This is a genomic window from Ekhidna sp. ABH4_415, assembly GCF_056161305.1.
The window spans coordinates 398491-418381 of the sequence record NZ_JBSWYW010000002.1; the positions used below are offsets into that span (position 1 = coordinate 398491).

General features: G+C 41.6%; 11 protein-coding genes. 10 read left to right on the forward strand and 1 reads right to left on the reverse strand.

Going from position 1 to position 19891, the window contains the following annotated elements:
• Positions 1–25 precede the first annotated feature (25 nt).
• The 10 genes from ACXAH9_RS04835 to ACXAH9_RS04880 all read left to right on the forward strand — a co-directional run bounded on the left by ACXAH9_RS04835 (position 26) and on the right by ACXAH9_RS04880 (position 18353).
• On the forward strand, positions 26–3121 hold the full coding sequence (locus tag ACXAH9_RS04835; RefSeq protein ID WP_474893730.1) for a SusC/RagA family TonB-linked outer membrane protein: 3096 nt from the start codon (positions 26–28) through the stop codon (positions 3119–3121).
• A 35-nt stretch (positions 3122–3156) separates the two neighbouring features.
• Entirely contained in the window at positions 3157–4722 is a 1566-nt protein-coding gene (locus ACXAH9_RS04840) for a RagB/SusD family nutrient uptake outer membrane protein (protein ID WP_474893731.1), read from the forward strand.
• A 105-nt stretch (positions 4723–4827) separates the two neighbouring features.
• Positions 4828–6258, forward strand: coding sequence for an MFS transporter (locus ACXAH9_RS04845; protein WP_474893732.1), 1431 nt, complete (start codon positions 4828–4830; stop codon positions 6256–6258).
• A 9-nt stretch (positions 6259–6267) separates the two neighbouring features.
• Entirely contained in the window at positions 6268–7530 is a 1263-nt protein-coding gene (locus ACXAH9_RS04850; RefSeq protein WP_474893733.1) for a glycosyl hydrolase family 17 protein, read from the forward strand.
• 2 nt (positions 7531–7532) lie between these two features.
• Positions 7533–8828, forward strand: a complete 1296-nt coding sequence (locus ACXAH9_RS04855; RefSeq protein ID WP_474893734.1) for a glycoside hydrolase family 2 TIM barrel-domain containing protein — start codon at positions 7533–7535, stop codon at positions 8826–8828.
• Positions 8829–8834: 6 nt separating this feature from the next.
• A complete protein-coding gene (locus tag ACXAH9_RS04860; protein WP_474893735.1) occupies positions 8835–10319 on the forward strand; it encodes a glycoside hydrolase family 30 protein in 1485 nt (494 codons plus the stop codon).
• Positions 10320–10338: 19 nt separating this feature from the next.
• On the forward strand, positions 10339–13782 hold the full coding sequence (locus ACXAH9_RS04865; protein ID WP_474893736.1) for a hypothetical protein: 3444 nt from the start codon (positions 10339–10341) through the stop codon (positions 13780–13782).
• 9 nt (positions 13783–13791) lie between these two features.
• Positions 13792–14673 carry a glycoside hydrolase family 17 protein gene (locus ACXAH9_RS04870; protein WP_474893737.1) on the forward strand — a complete coding sequence of 294 codons (882 nt, stop codon included), beginning with the start codon at positions 13792–13794 and terminating at the stop codon, positions 14671–14673.
• Positions 14674–14685: 12 nt separating this feature from the next.
• On the forward strand, positions 14686–16968 hold the full coding sequence (bglX, locus tag ACXAH9_RS04875) for a beta-glucosidase BglX (protein ID WP_474893738.1): 2283 nt from the start codon (positions 14686–14688) through the stop codon (positions 16966–16968).
• Positions 16969–16970: 2 nt separating this feature from the next.
• Positions 16971–18353 carry a sugar porter family MFS transporter gene (locus ACXAH9_RS04880; protein WP_474893739.1) on the forward strand — a complete coding sequence of 461 codons (1383 nt, stop codon included), beginning with the start codon at positions 16971–16973 and terminating at the stop codon, positions 18351–18353.
• A 56-nt stretch (positions 18354–18409) separates the two neighbouring features.
• Here ACXAH9_RS04880 and ACXAH9_RS04885 read toward each other — a convergent pair whose 3' ends face one another.
• Entirely contained in the window at positions 18410–19840 is a 1431-nt protein-coding gene (locus tag ACXAH9_RS04885; RefSeq protein ID WP_474893740.1) for an alpha-amylase, read from the reverse strand.
• Between the last annotated feature and the right edge of the window lie 51 nt (positions 19841–19891).

A 19891-nucleotide genomic window follows, 5' to 3' on the forward strand; every position in this document is an offset into this window, starting at 1 on the left:
ACTAAAATTTAAAAACACCTTCCAAATGATCAATAGATTAAAAATATTTTTAGCCACTGGATTGATGCTATTATTCTCTTTGATAGTTCAAGCCCAAGTTACCGTTTCTGGAACCGTTACAGATCCGAACGGCGAAACTTTACCAGGAGTTACTGTACTAGAGGTCGGAACTTCCAATGGAGCCATAACGGATATAGATGGAAATTACACGCTTAATGTCTCATCAACTGAAGCTGTTGTTTCATTTACCTATATCGGTTTTGAAAAACAGGAAGTATTAGTTGGTCAACGATCTGTTATTGATGTTACGCTTTCGGAGGATATGGATGAATTGGAAGAGGTTGTTGTTATTGGATATGGAACAAGGAAAAAGAAAGTATTAACAGGAGCGATTAGCAGCGTAAACTCTGAAGAACTTAACAAGCAGCCAGTAGCTCGAATAGATCAAGCGATACAGGGTAGAGTATCCGGTGTACAAATCTTAAATCAATCTGGACAACCGGGGGAAGCGCCTCAAATTCGAATAAGAGGAATTGGTACGAACGGCGACAATAGCCCGCTTATTTTGGTTGATGGAATCGCTGTTAACAGTATTGATAACCTGAATGCAGGTGATATTAAATCAGTTGAAGTATTAAAGGATGCTGCATCTTCTTCCATTTATGGAGCTCGAGCTGCAAATGGAGTAATTCTGATTACTACTAAATCTGGGACACCAGGTCAAACATCGATCACTTACTCAGGTTACATTGGAGTTCAGAATGTGGCAAAAACAGTAGATGTTTTGAATGCCTCCCAATATCAGCAATTAATGGCGGATGGGGGTGCCACCAACCTCAATGGGGTACCATTTGATGAAAATGAGATACCTCAAAACAATACTGATTGGCAAAAAGAACTTTACAGCAGTAACGTACCCATTGAATCGCATGAAATTTCCTTGTCAGGAGGTAATGAGAAGGCAACTTTTGCGGCAAGCGCATCTTACTTCAATCAGGAGGGAGTGATTGGAGGAGATAAATCGAAATTGGAGCGTTACGTTGGAAGACTGAAAGGATCGTCTAAACTAAATGATTATGTCAAAATAGGGGCGAGCGTGAATTACACTCACCTGAAAACCAGAGGCGTCACTAGTAATGGATCTTTCAATAGTGAACTAGGAAGCGCACTGAATCTGGATCCACTTACTGCAGTATTTGAAACTGATGCAGACGTACTAAACGATCCTACCAGGTTTTACTTAAATAATCCAGTCGTTAGGGATGAGTTCGGTAGGGTTTATGCTATTTCAAACAATGTTGGGCAAGAGGTAGTGAATCCGCTTGCCCAGTTGGAGTTGCAAAATGGAAGCTTCAGTAAAGACCAGATTCTTGGTCGAATGTATGCAGAAGTGTATCCCATTGAAGGATTGACATTCAAAACGGATGGAGGGATTGATTTAAGCTTGTTAGAAAATAATAATTTCAATGATACGTACTTCCTGTCGGCTACCAATAACAGGCCTTTCACGCAATTGTCGAAAAGCTTTGCAAGAAATATAACTGTTCAGTGGGAGAATACGCTAATGTACGAAAAGGAGGTAGGTGATCACAGGTTTAATGGCCTTGTAGGAACTACGGCAGTCGAAAGACGCTTTGAAGACCTCTTTGGTTCAACTCAGGGGGCCCCTGTTGAGAATCCAAATCTGAGATATTTAAGTTTAGGAGTTGATTCCACCTTTATAGCGGGTAGTGGAGCATTCAATAGCTCATTATTTTCCTATTTTGGCCGAATATTATATGATTATAAGGATCGAGTTTCTCTTTCGGCTACTTACAGAAGAGATGGTTCTTCAAACTTTGGTGCAAATAATCAATTCGGTAATTTTTGGTCTTTTGGTGCTAGTTGGGTGATTAATGAAGAACCTTTCTTTCCAGAGATTAACAACTTAAGCTTCTTAAAAATTAGGGCATCATGGGGACAAAACGGGAACGACCGAATTCCAGGGTTTGCATTTGAGTCGCCTGTGGATTTTAACATAGCCTACAACCTGCAAGGAGCGCCATTTCAAGGAGCCACTCCACAATTCTTTGCTAACCAAGATATAAGGTGGGAGTCGTCGAATCAACTTGATATAGCCATTGAAACCGGATTGTTTGATAACCGACTTACTGCGACATTAGACTATTATAAAAGAGTTACAGAAGGATTACTGCAATTTGAACGACTGCCGGGGACTTTAGGAATTCCAGGTACATTCAATAATGTAGGAGAAATGCAAAATGAGGGATTTGAGATTGAATTGGGCTGGAGAAACACCTCTGGAGATTTTAATTATTCGGTTTCAGTCAATGCTACCTATAATAAAAACACTATGACTAAAATTGCCGATGAGTCAGGATTCATTCCAGGGGCCACTTGGGCTTTGGCCGGGGAAGTGACCCGAATCATTGAAGGGCAACCGGTGACTAGTTTCTTTGGATACAAGACAGATGGTATTTTCCGAAATCAAAGTGAGATCTTTTCTTACATTGGAAGTACAGGAAATCCGATACAACCAAATGCTCAACCGGGTGATATAAGATACGTTGACGTTAATGGAGATGGTACAATTACAGATGATGACCGAACGGTGATTGGAAGTCCGCTACCGGATTGGATTCTAGGTTCTAATTTATCTGTTAATTACAAGAATTTTGACTTTAGTGCTTTATTGGCTGGTTCATTCGGTCTAGAAGTGTTCAACGGAATGGGTCGACCAGATATTCCAACTTCTAACCGTCACACAAACATTCTTGATCGTTGGTCAACTGACAACCCGACCGGAAGTTACCCAAGGTTTGCTGTTAGTGATCCTAATCGGAATTACACGCGTGTGACCGATATGATAAATATCAGAGATGGATCCTTTGTGAGGGTAAGAAATGTACAAGTCGGATACACTTTTTCTTCTGACTTGATTAATCGGTTTGGAGCTACTAACTGGAGAGTGTATTTCTCGGTAGAAAACTTAGTAACAATAACTGGGTATGAAGGGGCTGATCCTGAAGTTGGTGGACCAACTGTAGTGGATACAGGAATAGATCGTGGAATCTATCCACAACCGAGAATATTTAGGGTTGGAACAAGTATCTCGTTTTAATTAATCTGAAGTAAAAAGCTATGAAAATTTTAAATATGATAATCAACAAGAGATTAGCAATATTGCTCTTGGCAATCAATGCTATAGGCTGCAGTAGTGACATTTTGGATGTTGAGCCGCAGGGTTCTGTATTTGCAAGTAATTATTTTACTACACCGGAGAGAGTTGAGGAATCTCTTATATCAGCTTATGATGTTTTAGGTCATCAAAAGGGGAGAGACCTTCCATGGTCGCCATATCTGGTCATCTCGGAAGTTCTCTCGGATGATGCTTATGCGGGTGGTCAGGATGCCGGGGATGGTGCAGATGAAGATGAATTTAATCTATTCCAAATCGGTACTGCTAATGGAATTGTTCAGTCAATTTGGACAAGGAACTACACAGGTATATACAGAGCAAATTTTACTATTGAGAAAGCTGAGGAACTGGATGATATTTCTGATGATGAGAGAAATCAATTAATTGCCGAAGCACGATTTTTAAGAGCTTATTTCAATTTTGAACTTGTAAGGTTCTTTGAGAATATCGTACTATTGGATTTTACACCGACAAGTGCATCTGATGTAAAAATCCCTCAATCTGACCCTGAAGAAGTTTATGATTTTATCGCGGCTGATTTGGTATTTGCACTCAATAACTTACCACAATCTTACAGTTCAGGATTAACTGGTAGAGCTACGCGCTGGGCTGCAAAAGCACTGTTGGGCAGGGTTTTCTTGTTTGAGCAAGGCGTTTATGGGAATGGCATGAATGCAGATGGTACTGCAATCGATGATTCTTATGTTCTCACTCAGCTGGAAGATGTAATCAATAATAGCGGACATGCTCTGGAACCCAACTTTGGGGATTTGTTTCTTTCGTCTACAGAATTTGGAGTTGAGAGTGTTTTTGAAATTTCATATGCAGGTGAGCCTGTTGGTGGAGACTGGGGCACTGAACAATATGTTGAAGGTAATCTGGCAGCACAAATGATGGGTCCAAGAATTACCAATTCTGCCATTTATTATAGAGGTTGGTCTTTTGCTGTTCCTTCACATAAATTATTTTCTGATATGAGCGGTGATCCAAGAAGACCATTGACAATTCTTCAACAGTCAGATCTTGAAAGTGAAGCAGGTATAACATTAAATACTGGAGCTTATCAGCATACCGGATATTACAACGCAAAATATACAACGAGATTGGTTGACAGAGGAGGTCAAGGAACACCAGAACTACATAACATGAGTAACTATCGGGCTATAAGATTTGCTGATGTCTTGTTAATGGCCGCCGAGATTGGGAGTAACGTCTCATATATTAATCTTGTTAGACAAAGGGTTGGATTATCAGATCTTGGTAGCTACTCGGAAGATGCGCTTTTTGATGAACGGAGAATGGAATTGGCTGGAGAGGGAATACGGTATTGGGATCTTCTAAGAAGAGGACAGTCTGTTGCAGCTCAAGAGCTAACAGTTACAGGGGTTATCGGTCCAAATTACACAGGACCAGCACAAGTTTACGATCATTCGTTTAATTCTGCTACGAGAGGTTTTATCCCAATTCCTCAAACAGAGATTGATTTGTCTAATGGAGTTTTAGTCCAAAACGAAGGGTATTAAATAGTCCGATGTGTTGGGAAAAGTGTTTTGCCGGTGTTTTTGTCGGCATCACTGTACTAACTGTGCCCTAACCTGGATGAACAATAGATTAATACGTAGAAAAATTTGAAACTAACCGACCCAAAAGATATAGTCCCCTTTGGTCAGAAAATGGCATATGGTACAGGTAATTTGGTATTAAACCTTTTACCTGCATCATTGCAAATTTTCATGTTCTTTCTGGTTACAGCCTTTGGAATGGATCCATTGATGGCTGGTTTACTTGGTGGTCTTCCACGATTATTTGATGCGATAACCGATCCCATCATGGGCTTCATCTCAGATAATACGAAATCAAAATGGGGTAGAAGAAGACCATACATCGTAATAGGAGCAATATTAAGTGGTGTCATTTTCGCCCTTCTGTGGCAGTTAAATGTTGCCAATTCACAGGATTACAACTTCTGGTACTTTCTAATATTCTCATTGATTTTCACCCTTGGAAATACCATGTACGCTACGCCATTTGTTGGATTAGGGTACGAAATGACAACCGATTATAATGAACGTACACGCCTGATGGCATTCGCTCAGACGATGGGACAAATCGCCTGGATGGTGGTACCATGGTTTTGGGTAGTAGTAGCAGACCCTGACCTCTTCGCAACACAGGATGAGGGTGTACGAAAGATGTCAATTATCGTAGGTGGGACTTGCATTTTACTTGGCATTCTACCAGGCTTGTTTTGTAAAGGTCTCGATGCAAGTGAGATGAAGAACCGAGCAGAACTGAATTTTGCCAATATTTTCAAGAATTTAGCTAAGCTCTGGAAAAGTATCATAGAGATATCGAATAATGGACCTTTTCTCAGATTGTGTGGTGCCACATTTCTGGTTTTCAATGGCTTTCAGCTAATAGCAGGATTTGCCTACTTCATCATTGTCTTCCACATGTTTAATGGTGACTATGGGCTCACGGGCACATGGCCTGCCTGGTTTGCAACCATGAGTGCAGTAGCTACAGCGTTTTTGGTAATACCTATTATCTCGTTCCTGTCAGATAAGTTTGGAAAACGCAACGCCTTCATCATTGCAACGATTATTTCAATCGTTGGCTATTCTCTCAAATGGTGGGGTTTCAATCCATCGAATCCTTGGCTATTATTCATGCCAATTCCTTTGATGTCCTTTGGTATTGGAGGCCTCTTTACCTTGATGATGAGCATGACTGCCGATGTGTGTGATTTAGATGAATTGAGAAATGGCATGCCTCGGAAAGAGGGAACTTTTGGTGCCATTTATTGGCTCATGGTCAAAATAGGTCAGGCAATCGCTCTGATCCTCGCTGGTTTAGTTCTTAAACTGGTTGGATTTGAGTCAGGTGCGCCTACTCAAACGGTGGAAGCAATGACCAATTTAAGACTTGCGGATATTATTATACCTGCGTCCACAGCAGCACTGGCTATATGGGTAATGTGGGGGTATGATTTAAATGAAACGCGTGTCGAGGAAATAAAGGCTGAGTTAATAGAAAGAAGAGGGGATATTCATGAATAAATATTTGATATGGAAAAGCTCCTTAAGTATGTACTGGTTCTATTTATTTCAATCGTAATAGTGAGTTGTACTGATAATAAATCTATGAAGGCATCAAAATCGGCATCTGAAATATTAGGAAATCCGGATTATCCAGGCATGTGTTTTGGCGGTTTTCGAGAATTGACCCGGGATTCAGTGCCTTCGGTTGCTGACCTGAAGGAAGACCTGAATATACTCTCAGCAATGGGAGTGAAGATACTGCGTACATATAATACCACGGGAGATGAGCAGGTTGCTAATCTGTTGCAGGCCATTCGGGAGAAGAAAAACGAAGATGCTGATTTTGAAATGTATGTGATGCTCGGCGCATGGGTTGCCTGTGATATTGTAGATGATACTGCTGTGCATAATCAAGGAAACCTTAAGTGGATCAAATCAGAAATTGATGAAGCCATTCGGCTTACCAATGAGTATCCTGACATTGTCAAAATAATTGCTGTTGGAAACGAAGCAATGGTTCATTGGCAGGGATACCACGTAGCACCGAATGTTATTCTTAGGTGGGTGAACCTGCTTCAGGAATTAAAGAAAGAGGGCAAGTTGCCAAAAGATCTTTGGATTACCAGCTCAGATAATTTTGCTTCCTGGGGTGGTGGAGATCATGTGTACCACAAAAGAAATCTTGAGAAGTTGGTGAGTGCGGTTGATTTCATCGCCATGCACACTTACCCATTCCATGATACCCATTACAATCCACATTTTTGGTTGCGTCCAAATATTGATTCGCTATCTGCAGCAGAGAAAAGCGAATTAGCTATTCAGCGTTCAGTGGATTATGCTATGGCTCAATATCAGAGTGTAAAGAATTATGTCACCAACATTGGTTTTCCTGATAAGCCGATTCATATCACAGAAACAGGATGGTCCAGTAAAACCAATGATTGGTACGGGCCTAAGGGCTCAAAGGCTGCAGATGAATACAAACAAAAGCTATACTACGAAGGCATTCTAAAAAAGTGCGAAGAGCAAAATATTACCTGCTTTTATTTTGAAATTTTTGATGAATCGTGGAAGGATGATAGAAACCCCATGGGATCTGAAAACCACTTTGGTTTGATCACACTCCAAGGTGAAGCGAAGTATGCATTATGGGATCTGGTAGATCAAGGAGCTTTTGAAGGTATTACCAGAAATGGCTATCCAATCACCAACTCCTTTAATGGAGATAAGAATGCTTTGATGAAAACGGTGTTGCCACCACAAACTTTAAAAACTGTAGAAAGCGAGTAAAGATGCGACTTTTGAACCATATCGTAAGTGCTTTCTTAATTATCATGGCAATCTCATGCAATCAAAATAATAATGAAGATTTAATGGGTGAGGGGCCAATAAAAGTTGAGATAAAAAAAGAAAATGATGGGTATGTGTTATATCGTGGAGGCCAACCCTATAAGTTTAATGGTGCCGGACTAACTGGTGATATCAATTCATTACAAGTGCATGGTGGTACTTCTATTCGCACCTGGGCAGAAAATGCTGAAATACTGGATGAAGCATACGAGCATGATATGACTGTTTTAATGGGGCTGTGGATTTATCCCGAAAGGCATGGAATGGATTACGGAGATGAAGGTCGAGTAAATAAGCAGTTTGAAAGAGTCAAAAAGTTTGTATTAGAAAACAAAGATCACCCTGCATTATTGGCCTGGTGCATTGGTAATGAGCTTAATCTAAACTATTCAGATCCTAGCGTCTATGATGAAGTCAATCGTATTTCAGAGTGGATTCAGGAGGTAGATCCTAATCACCCTACCACTACAACCATTTCATCTGTTAATCCAGACGTGGTAAAAAACATCAAGGAACGGGCACCAAGCTTAGATTTTCTAAGTGTTCAGGTATATGGTGATTTGTTTGTGCTTCAGGATATGATTGAAGAGTCTAATTGGACAAAACCATACATGGTCACAGAATGGGGTGCTATCGGTCACTGGGAAATGCCGTCAACCCAATGGGGTGCTCCTTTAGAGCAAAATAGCACACAAAAAGCAGCGAACTATCTCAAAGGATACCGTAAGTCGATTGAACCATTTGCTGATCAATGCATAGGAAACTATGTCTTTTTGTGGGGACAGAAGCAAGAGAGAACACCTACTTGGTACGGTTTATTTCTTAAAGAAGGCGAAGAGACGGAGGTCATAGATGTCATGCACTATATCTGGAACGATGAATGGCCCGAAAATCGAACTCCTAGATTGGAATCTATGCTTCTGGATGGTAAGAAAGCAAATGAAAACGTTTACCTAAGTGCTGGACAAAGCTACAAAGCTACAGTAACTACAAAAGATTTTGAGAATGACACCTTAAACTATAAGTGGGTGATCATGAAAGAAAGTAGTGAAACCAAGGAGGGGGGAGATAAAGAAGAAGTTCCTGAGAGCTTGGGTGTTATTGAAAGCATGGCTAATTCGGAGACTGCAATCATAGCACCCACAGAAGCAGGTGCTTACCGTCTCTTTGTATATGTGTATGACGGAAAAGGTCATGCGGCTCATGCGAATATTCCATTTTTTGTTATACAACACTGATTAAAGATGAAACATATGTTTTCGAGATATGTAATCTTACTTATAGCTCTATTTATTGGATGTATTCACGAAGAGAATAATATGAAGATTGAGGTGTACGAAACAGCTGCTAGTGGCAATAAGCACACAAAACTGGAAGCTTACAGTTCAGAAAGTCCGACCGCTCATATGATCATTGATACCACTGAAACATTTCAGGTGATTACCGGGATAGGGGGGTCCTTTACAGAATCTTCTGCTTACCTTTTGAATCAACTTAGTGATGAAAACAGGCAAAAAATATTAGATGCCTATTTTGGCGATGAGGGTGCACGGTATTCCCTTACTCGAACCCACATCAATTCGTGTGATTTTTCTTTAAGCAATTATGCCTATGTGGAAGATGGAGATACTTCATTAAGTACATTTTCTGTAGATGAAGATCGCGATGATATCATTCCGATGATAAAAGATTCTCAGTCCATTTCGACAGATGGCTTTAAGATTATCTCTTCTCCCTGGACTGCACCTCCCTGGATGAAGGACAATAACAGCTGGGTGGGTGGCAAGCTACTGGAAGAGCACTATCCAACCTGGGCCAGTTATTTTTCAAAGTACATTGAAGCTTATAGAGAGGAAAGCATTGACATATGGGGTGTGACCTTCGAAAATGAACCGCTTGGGAATGGTAACAACTGGGAAAGCATGCATTATACTCCTGAAGAAATGGTGGACTTTGTACAGAATCATCTTGGACCGCAATTGGAGAAAGACGGACATGAAACCAAGATTCTTGGATATGATCAGAATCGGGATGAGCTCCTTGAATGGGCTAAAGAAATGTATGCAGATGAAGCTACATCAAAGTATTTCGATGGAACAGCCATCCACTGGTATGCAAGTACATTTAAATGGTATGGCGATACGCTTCAAAAGGTACACGAAATGGCGCCCGATAAATACCTGATTGAAACGGAAGGATGTGTTGATGCGGAAGTGCCAAGATGGAAAGACGATGATTGGTATTGGTCAAAAGAAGCTACTGATTGGGGATGGACCTGGGCACCTGAAGACAAAAAGAAAGATCACCCAAAATATGTTCCGGTATACCGATACGCTCGTGACATCATCGGATGTTTAAATAATTGGGTAGATGGATGGATAGACTGGAACATGGTTTTGGATCGCCAGGGTGGACCAAATTGGTTTAAAAACTGGTGTGTCGCACCTGTCATTGTAGATCCGGATGCAGATGAAGTTTATTTCACGCCTTTATTCTATACGATGATGCACTTCAGTAAGCACATTCGTCCCGGAGCGGTTAAAGTCGGATTGGAAAATTCTGATCCCTACCTCATGGCTACCGCTGTTAAGAATCCAGATGGAACTATTGCCCTGGTAGTCTTGAACATGGGATTAGAACCCAAAGGATTCACTGTAGCACTCAATGATGATGAAGCTTCCATAGAGATCCAAGCCAAAGCATTACAGACTATTTTAATAAAACCTTAATAAGAATTTAAATCAGCTAATGAATAAGAAAACTACCTTTTTAAATGAGCTTCAGCTCGCAGATTCACCTGGGGCTATAGAAGGTGAATATGTGCAAATTGGTGGAGAAGAATATTATAAAATCCATAATTACGACAAGATGCGACCATTCTTTATGAGTTTGGTTAGTCATTCTGATCATTGGATGTTTATCTCTACTACAGGCGGCTTAACAGCAGGTAGGAAAAATTCTGAATCAGCCTTATTTCCATATTACACCGATGATCGGGTACGTGATAATTATGAATCAACCGGGAGTAAAACCATTTTCCGAGTGCATAAAGAGGGAAAAGAATTAATATGGGAACCTTTCTCCATGCGTTATGAAGGGGGGTATAGAAAGCAAAGAAACTTCTATAAGAACCGGGTTGGAAATAAGATCATTTTTGAAGAAATCAATCATGACCTTGAGTTAAACTTTCAATACTCCTGGTCATTTTCTGAGACCTACGGATTTATCAGGGAATCCAGATTGACCAACATGGGAGCTGCTGATTCCAGAATTGAATTACTGGATGGTATCCAAAATATTCTTCCTTACGGCGTAGGTTCCGCCCTGCAGGCAAGCGCTAGCAACCTGGTCAATGCTTACAAGAAAAATGAGCTCCATGATGCATCAGGATTGGGGCTTTTTATGCTTAGCGCCATCATCGTGGATAAAGCTGAGCCCAGCGAAGCACTAAAAACAACAACTGTTTGGGGTGCCGGACTGAAAAAAGATCGGATTCTGTTATCAAGTCTTCAGTTAGACAAGTTTAGAAGGGGAGAGGAGCTTATTTCTGAAGATGACGTGAGAGCCGAAAGAGGTGCATACTTCATCAATACCGAAGTGATGATCTCTCAAAGCGAGACCAAAACCTGGGTCATAGTCGCTGAAGTCAATCAAGACCATGCCGATGTTGTGGAATTGATCGAAGAGCTATCCAATGAACGTTCGATCACTGAAGAGCTTAAGAAGGATCAGCAGGAGGCTACAACCAAATTACTCCGACTGGTTGCAAAAGCAGACGGTCTTCAATTGACCGGTGATAAGCTTAGTGTTGGAAGGCATTATTCCAATGTTCTGTACAACATTATGCGCGGTGGCATTTTTGATGAGGATTATTCTGTAGAGAAACGTGATTTTTTAAACTACGTTCAGGTGATTAACGCTCATGTATTTCAATCCAAAGAAAAATTCTTTGACCAGTTGGATGATACATTTAATTACATTGATCTTCTGGAAAAAGCAGAAAGAACCAATGACACGGACTTGATAAGAATCAGCCATGAATATCTTCCGCTCACCTTCAGTAGAAGACATGGAGATCCGAGTCGCCCCTGGAATAAGTTTACTATTGCGACCAAAGATGAGGACGGAAATAAGCTGAGGGAGTACGAAGGAAACTGGAGAGACATCTTCCAAAATTGGGAGGCATTAGCCATCTCCTTTCCAAATTATATCCTATCGATGATTACTAAGTTCGTCAATGCATCGACCATTGATGGATATAACCCTTATCGAATCACTCGAGAAGGTATTGATTGGGAAACCATAGAGCCGGATAATCCTTGGTCGTATATTGGCTACTGGGGAGATCATCAAATCATTTACCTGCAGAAGCTTCTTGAGATTGCTAATTCTCATCAAGGAAATGATCTAAAACAATTATTATCAAACTCGCAGTTTGTATATGCAAATGTGCCATACCGAATTAAGGCATTCGAGCAAATTGCTAATGATCCTCAAAATACAATTGATTACGATCACCATGCTGAGGAGGTTATTGAAAAGCGAGTAGAAGAAATAGGTTCGGATGGCAAGTTGGTTTTCAAAGATGAGGAACTTCTTAAAGCAAATCTGACTGAGAAATTATTGGTCACATTTCTGGCAAAGATGACCAATTATGTTCCGGAGGGTGGAATTTGGCTTAATACCCAACGACCGGAGTGGAATGACGCCAACAACGCACTGGTAGGTAATGGGGTGAGCATGGTTACGCTTTACTACATGAGACGTTTTGCCGCTTCAATGATCCCATTATTTGATGGCGTGACCGAAGAAATTACCATCAACCATTCAGTTGCGAGTCTTTTTAAAGGTATTAACAACTTGTTAGAGTCTAAGCTTGATGTTTTAGAAGGCCCAATTGATAATGAAGAACGCAGAGTCATTATTGATGGACTGGGTAAGCTAGGTGAAACGTACCGGACGTCTGCATACAAAGGATTCATCTCCACTGCCAACCAACTTAAGCCACATGAAATACAATCCTTTTTTAAGACGGTATTAGCACATATTGACCATAGCATAAGAGCAAACAAGCGCGATGATGGCTTGTATCATGCGTATAATCTTTTGACGCTCGATGGAAAAGAGGCCAGCATTGATTACTTATATGAAATGCTGGAAGGGCAAGTCGCAGTTCTTTCTGCTGGACTTCTTGATTTAAAGGAGTCCCTGTCAGTTCTGGATGCTTTGAAAAGAAGCGAAATTTTTAGAGAGGATCAGTACAGCTATATGCTCTATCCTAATCGAACATTACCTAAGTTTCTGGAAAAAAACATCATCCCACAATCGTTCATTGAGTCATCTAAACTAACTAAACAGCTTCTGAAGGATGGCAATAGGTCTGTCGTTTACAGCGATGTAAAAGGCAATTACCATTTCAATGGATCTTTCAATAATGCCAATAGCCTTAAAAAGGCTTTGGACAAACTAAAAAAGACGGATTACAAAGCACTAGTGGAAGCTGAATACGATCAGTTCCTTCATGTTTTCGAGCAGATATTTAATCATAAGGCGTTCACCGGGCGCTCCGGAACATTCTATGGTTACGAAGGTCTGGGTAGCATCTATTGGCACATGGTATCTAAGTTATTGGTAGCTGTTCAGGAGAACATCTATTGGGGATGGGAGACTCATAAAGGATCCACTGAAATGGGCCGTATGATTGATCATTATTATGAAATCAGGGCAGGTATCGGTATTAATAAAGATCCTGAATTGTATGGCTCCATTCCTACTGATCCTTATTCGCATACTCCAGGTGGAAGAGGTGCCCAGCAGCCGGGTATGACCGGCCAGGTAAAAGAGGATATTCTTAATAGGTGGGCTGAATTAGGAATCGTTGTGAAGGACTCGAAAATTCATTTTGATCCAATTTTTCTTCATAGCGAAGAGTATTTATCTGACCCTGGCGTCTTTGTATATTTTGATCTAAACGGAGAAAAGAGATCGATACAGATTGAGCCAGGTAGTTTGGCTTTCACTTATTGTCAGGTACCCGTGGTGTACCGTGGGGGAACAACCAATGAGATTGAGGTGATCACCAAAAGTGGCAAGGCAGAGAAAGTATCAGGAAGAATACTAGGTGAAAAGCACTCGAAAGCAATTTTTGACCGAACAGGAAAGATAGAAAAGATAAACGTGACATTTTCTTAATAAATATATATGGCAGCACGCTACGAAATATTATCCTTAGCAGGGGAAGACCTTAGTGGTAAATCAACCAAAGAATTATCTGAGCTGTATAATGAACTTCTTAACGACGGTATGCATGGACTCTGCTTTAGTCCGTATGAAGAAGGACAGGAGCCAGGTGATCAATTGAGTGAAGCACAGATCAGAAGGCGTATGGAAATCATCAAACCCTATACGAAGTGGGTACGATCATTTTCATGTACGGAGGGTAATGAAATGATTCCAAAGATTGCCAAAGAAAATGGTTTACAAACACTTGTAGGTGCCTGGCTGGGCAAGGACGATGAAATCAACCAAAAGGAAATAGAGGGAGTGATTGAAGTAGCCAAGGCTGGATACGCTGACATAGTAGCTGTAGGAAATGAAGTCCTTTACCGCAAGGATTTAACTGAAGAAGAGTTACTTGAATTTATCTACAAAGTGAAGGAAGCCATCCCTGACATTCCTGTTGGGTATGTAGATGCTTACTATGAGTTTGGCTTCAAACCAAAAATCACGGAAGCGTGCGATGTAATTCTGGCGAACTGCTATCCCTATTGGGAAGGATGCGCCTTGGAGTATTCATTGCTCTACATGAAGGATATGTTTCGAAGAGCCATGATGGCCGGAGAGGGCAAACGCGTGATCATCACCGAAACAGGATGGCCGGATCAAGGGCAGGTATTTCACGGGTCGGTTCCTTCTCATGATAATGCCATGAAATACTTCATAAACACACAACTGTGGTCAAAACAAGAAGACATAGAAATATTCTATTTCTCTTCTTTTGATGAGTCCTGGAAGACGGGAGATGAGGGAGATGTAGGGGCTTATTGGGGCATCTGGGACAAAGATGAAAAACCAAAATTCTAACTCAAGGCTGTTATGCTAAATACACTACATACTTATTCCAGAGGATTGATTGCCCTTTTCATCGTCTCAGTCTTGAGCTCGTGCGATACAAGCAATATATCAGGCAATTCCAAGACAGAAATTGATCAAAAAGTAGACAGCATTTTAGCATTGATGACCATTGATGAGAAAATCGGTCAAACGATTATGTACAATGGTACCTGGGAGTTTACCGGGCCAACTTCTGGTAGCAACCAGTGGAAGGCTGAAAAGATCAAGAATGGCGGAGTTGGGGCGATGCTGAACGTACTGACTGCTGATGAGATTCGTAGAACTCAGGAGTTGGCAGTGAATAACAGCCGGCTGGGGATACCCATGCTCTTTGCTTACGATGTAATACACGGATACAAAACCATGTTGCCGGTTCCCTTGGGACAGGCTGCCTCATGGGACCCTGAGGTTGCCAGGTTAGGTTCCGAGGTGGCGGCAAGAGAAGCCTCAGCAGCAGGTCTGCACTGGACGTTTGCGCCAATGATTGACATCAGCAGAGATGCTCGGTGGGGCAGGATCATGGAAAGTCCTGGTGAGGATCCATACCTTGCGTCGGTTATGGCTGAAGCCTGGGTGGAAGGATATCAAGGTGAGGATTTGTCGGCACCAAATACGATTGCTGCTTGCGCGAAGCACTTTGCAGGATATGGATTTGCCGAAGCAGGGAGAGATTACAATACCGTGGAGGTGTCTATGCAGACGCTATATAACGTGATATTACCGCCCTTCAAAGCAGCTTCAGATGCTGGAGTAGCGACTTTTATGAACGCTTTTAACGACTTAAACGGGGTGCCTGCCACGGGGAGTGAGTTCCTTCAAAGAGATATCTTGAAAGGCAAATGGAACTACGATGGGATGATGGTGTCCGACTGGGGATCAATACCAGAAATGATCTTTCATGGGCATGCCAGCGATACTGCTCAAGCTGCAGCCATGGCACTGAATGCAGGAAGTGACATGGATATGGAGGGAAGAGTGTATGAGAAAGGACTGAAGGATAAGATTACATCAGGAGAAGTTAATGAAGATTTGTTAGATGACGCAGTTCGAAGAGTGCTCAGGCTGAAATATCGACTTGGCCTGTTTGAAGATCCATACCGCTATTCTGATCCTCAAAGAGAAAAGGAAGAACTATTGTCTGCTGAGAATTTAGCTGCTGCGAGAGAGGCAGGTAGAAAGTCGATCGTTCTATTAAAAAATGAATCTAATTTATTACCCATTTCCAAAGAAGCTAAGTCCATTGCAGTAATTGGTCAACTGGCAGCAGATAAAGACATTCCATTGGGCAGCTGGCGGGCACAGGCCGTTCCTAACTCGGCAGTTTCATTGCTTGAAGGCATTAAAGGAGCAGTTACAAAAGACACTGAAGTAGCGTTTGCGAAAGGATACACATTGACAACCGGTCATCGAAGCTTTGGGAAAGAGCTTACTATAGTAGAAGAAGATAAAAGTGGATTTGCAGAGGCTATTAATCTTGCCAAAAGCAGTGATGTGGTGGTTTTAGCCATGGGAGAGGATTGCTACCAGTCAGGAGAGGGTAGAAGCCAAATAGATGTGGGATTAAAAGGCAGTCAGATTGATTTATTCAATGAACTGAAGAAAGTGAATGATAACATTGTTGTAGTGCTGATGACAGGTCGTCCGGTAGCTATTCCGGAAATTGCCTCTGATGCTAATGCTATTGTTGAAGCCTGGTTTGGAGGCTCAGAGGCCGGAAATGCAATAGCCGATGTACTTTTTGGAGACTACAACCCCTCCGGAAAGTTGCCTGTTTCATTCCCCTTTCATACAGGACAGGAGCCACTCTATTACAGTCAGAAAAGTACCGGCCGACCCATTAACCGAGCGGAAAATGTTTTTTGGACGCACTACACGGACGGACCTAACGATGCATTGTTCCCATTTGGTTACGGTCTAAGCTATACTACGTTTAATTACGAAAACTTCAAGGTATCAAAAGAGGAAGAAACGGTTAATATTTCTGTGGATGTGACCAATAGTGGAGATTTGGCTGGTGAAGAAGTTGTTCAATTATACATCCAAGATGTGGCTGCATCTCTGGTCCGACCAATCAAGGAGCTAAAAGGGTTTGAAAAAGTATTGTTAGATGCTGGAGAGACCAAGACAATTGAATTCACGCTATCAAAAGATGATCTATCATTTTATAATGAAATGGGACAACAGGTATTTGAACCCGGCGAGTTCCGAATTTCAGTAGGTTCAAATTCCAGAGATTTGACTACCCAATCAATCACAATCAACTAACTATGAAAAAGCAAAACTTACTTCTAATCACCGTTGTGTCTTCTCTTGGGGGATTACTGTTTGGGTATGATACGGGCGTGATCAACGGTACCCAGTTTTACTTCAGTAAATACTTCGAACTGGACGCCATGATGAAGGGGTGGGTTGTAAGTAGCGCCCTGGTAGGCTGCTTTTTTGGAGCACTTTTTTCGGGGTTGATTAGTAAAGCATATGGTCGAAAGAATTCACTTATTCTATCTGCTATTTTATTCACGATTTCAGCGTGGGGATCAGGATTGCCTTCATTCTTACCTCAATCCATTCCATTATTGGTGTTCTTTCGAATTATCGGCGGCTTAGGAATTGGTATCGCTTCGATGAATGCTCCGACGTACATTGCAGAACTTTCACCTGCTGCCATTCGCGGGAAAATGGTTACCTATTACCAGCTAGCCATTGTTGTAGGCTTTTTTGTCGTGTTTTTAGCTACTTATGCCATAGGCAACTCCGGCGATTATGAATACAATCTCAATCAAGGATGGCGCTTAATGTTCTGGTCAGAACTATTGCCATGTCTGATATTCTTATTCTTACTTTTTGTGGTGCCAAAGAGCCCACGATGGCTGATACTTAAAGGCAGAGATGATGAAGCGAAAATGATACTTGCCCAACTTCATGGGGAATCCATGGCAGAAAAAGAGTTCAGTGAGATTTGCCTTTCCATAGATAAAACAGTTAAGCCGAGCATTGGTGAATTGTTTGCCAAAGGAATTCTGCCAATTGTTCTGATTGGGTCAGCATTATCTGCCTTGCAGCAATTGACGGGAATCAATGCGGTCTTGTACTACGGTGCGGATATTTTTGAAAAAGCGCTAGGATTCGGGCAGGAAGATGTTTTAAAACAACAGCTTTTGCTGGCTGGAGTGAACCTGCTCTGTACGTTCATTGCCATGGGCACTGTGGACAAATTTGGACGAAAGCCGCTGATTTATTTGGGTTGTTTTGGTATGACCATTGGGTTTTTGATGTTGGGACTCACACTCATGAACAATCAGGTAGGGCTGGTCTCTTTGATCGGCATCTTAGTGTTTATTGGATCCTTTGCCCTTTCCATGGGACCGGTGGTTTGGGTATTGCTCTCTGAAATGTTCCCTAATCGAATTCGATCATTGGCTATGTCAGTAGCCGTAGCAGCTCAGTGGGGAATGAATTACATCGTATCGCAATCTTTTCCGGTAATCGTAGAGAGTGAGGCCAATCAGGGCCCTTTTTGGAATCAATCCTTGCCTTATTTTATCTTCATTGGATTCATTCTGTTGACACTGATCCTTACCTACAAGTTCATTCCTGAGACTAAAGGGAAGTCATTGGAAGAGGTAGAGCAGTTTTGGGAGAATAAGAAATAGTGCTGAGCAATAGTCACAAAAAAAGGCAAGTTGAATTTTAACTTGCCTTTTTGATTTTAAATGTTAGGTGACCAAATACTATAGCTATTTGGCGGACATTGGATTTCAACCCAACCGCCACTTTGCGTTGTTGGGTACCACCCGGAGTGCCCTGTAAAGTCCTTGATCTGTGTACTGTACCAGTTGGTTGGCACCCATCTTGTTTTCCATGAACTGGAATTATTGATGTAAACAATAAGCCCCGGATTGCCATTGTAGCCATTTCTTCGGGCTACATATTCATCATTATCTACATGGAGGATACTTGTATTTCCTGTGGCTTTGTTGTTGTGAATCCAAATCAGGTTATTGAGCTTATCCTTATCCAGCCATTCTTCATAATCTCTGTAGAAAATAGTAGGATACCCTTCGTGGGTTAGGATGTACGCATAGGCCAGCATCTTGTTCCAGATTTCATCTGTATCATGATTGGTTACAAATGTTACAGCCTTATATGGATTACGTTTCCACATCATGTCGTCATTGAGAATGTTGAGATTGTTGCCGTCAAATGCATCGTTCATTTTGTAGTAGCAGGCAAAATCAAATACGCTGCTATTTGCATCATTGGCCCAGGACTCCAGCCAGTTTACATCTGAATCCCACAATTCTCCCACAGAAAATCCACCCACTGCATTATTCCATGCAGCAACCACCCACGGGTCAAATCCTTTAACATAATCAAACCTCCAGCCATCAAAACCCATAGTGTTTTTATAGTACTTTGCCACTCCATCTGAGCGGTTCCACAACCAGTCCTGTACATAAGGTACATCATGGCATAAATCCGGAAACCCGCCAAAATATCCGGCATCATTTCCATGCACCCAGTTTGGATGAAAGTCATGCTGCGAGCGTAAAAATTTACCCGATGCTACACCAGAAAAATCTGTCCAGGTATTAGTACCTGTGTACTGGTTGGCTTCCAACTGACCGCCACTATTGTGGTTCAATACGATATCAGCATATACCTCCATGTTTTCAGCATGTGCAGTATTGATAAGGGAAATCAATTCGGTTTTAGATCCAAAGCGTGTTTCTACCGTACCATTTTGGTTGTAGTCCCCAAAGTCAAAGTAGTCTGTGGGATCATATCCCATGGAGTATGGACCATTTTGAGCTTTAGATACAGGTGGTAACCACACAGCCTGAATTCCGGCACTCGACCATGAACTTAGCTTTCCTTTTACGGTATTCCACCAGGTGCCACCGGCAGGTACATCCCAGTAGAAGCCCTGCATCATCACGCCTCCACCCGGACCGGGAGTAAAGCGACCTTTTTGACCTTCGGGCTGTGTACTGAATGGCTTGCCATCGTGAGTAGTGACCTGGATGATTTCAGTGGCTTTTTGAGCCTGATCCAGATCGTTGATAGCCTGATCTTCATCACAGCTAAATAGGAACATCATAAGTCCCGTTCCCAATAGGACTTTAGTGAGTCTTCTCATAACAATTTAATAGGTTGTTTATTTATTTAATATAAATAGTAATGAGAGAAA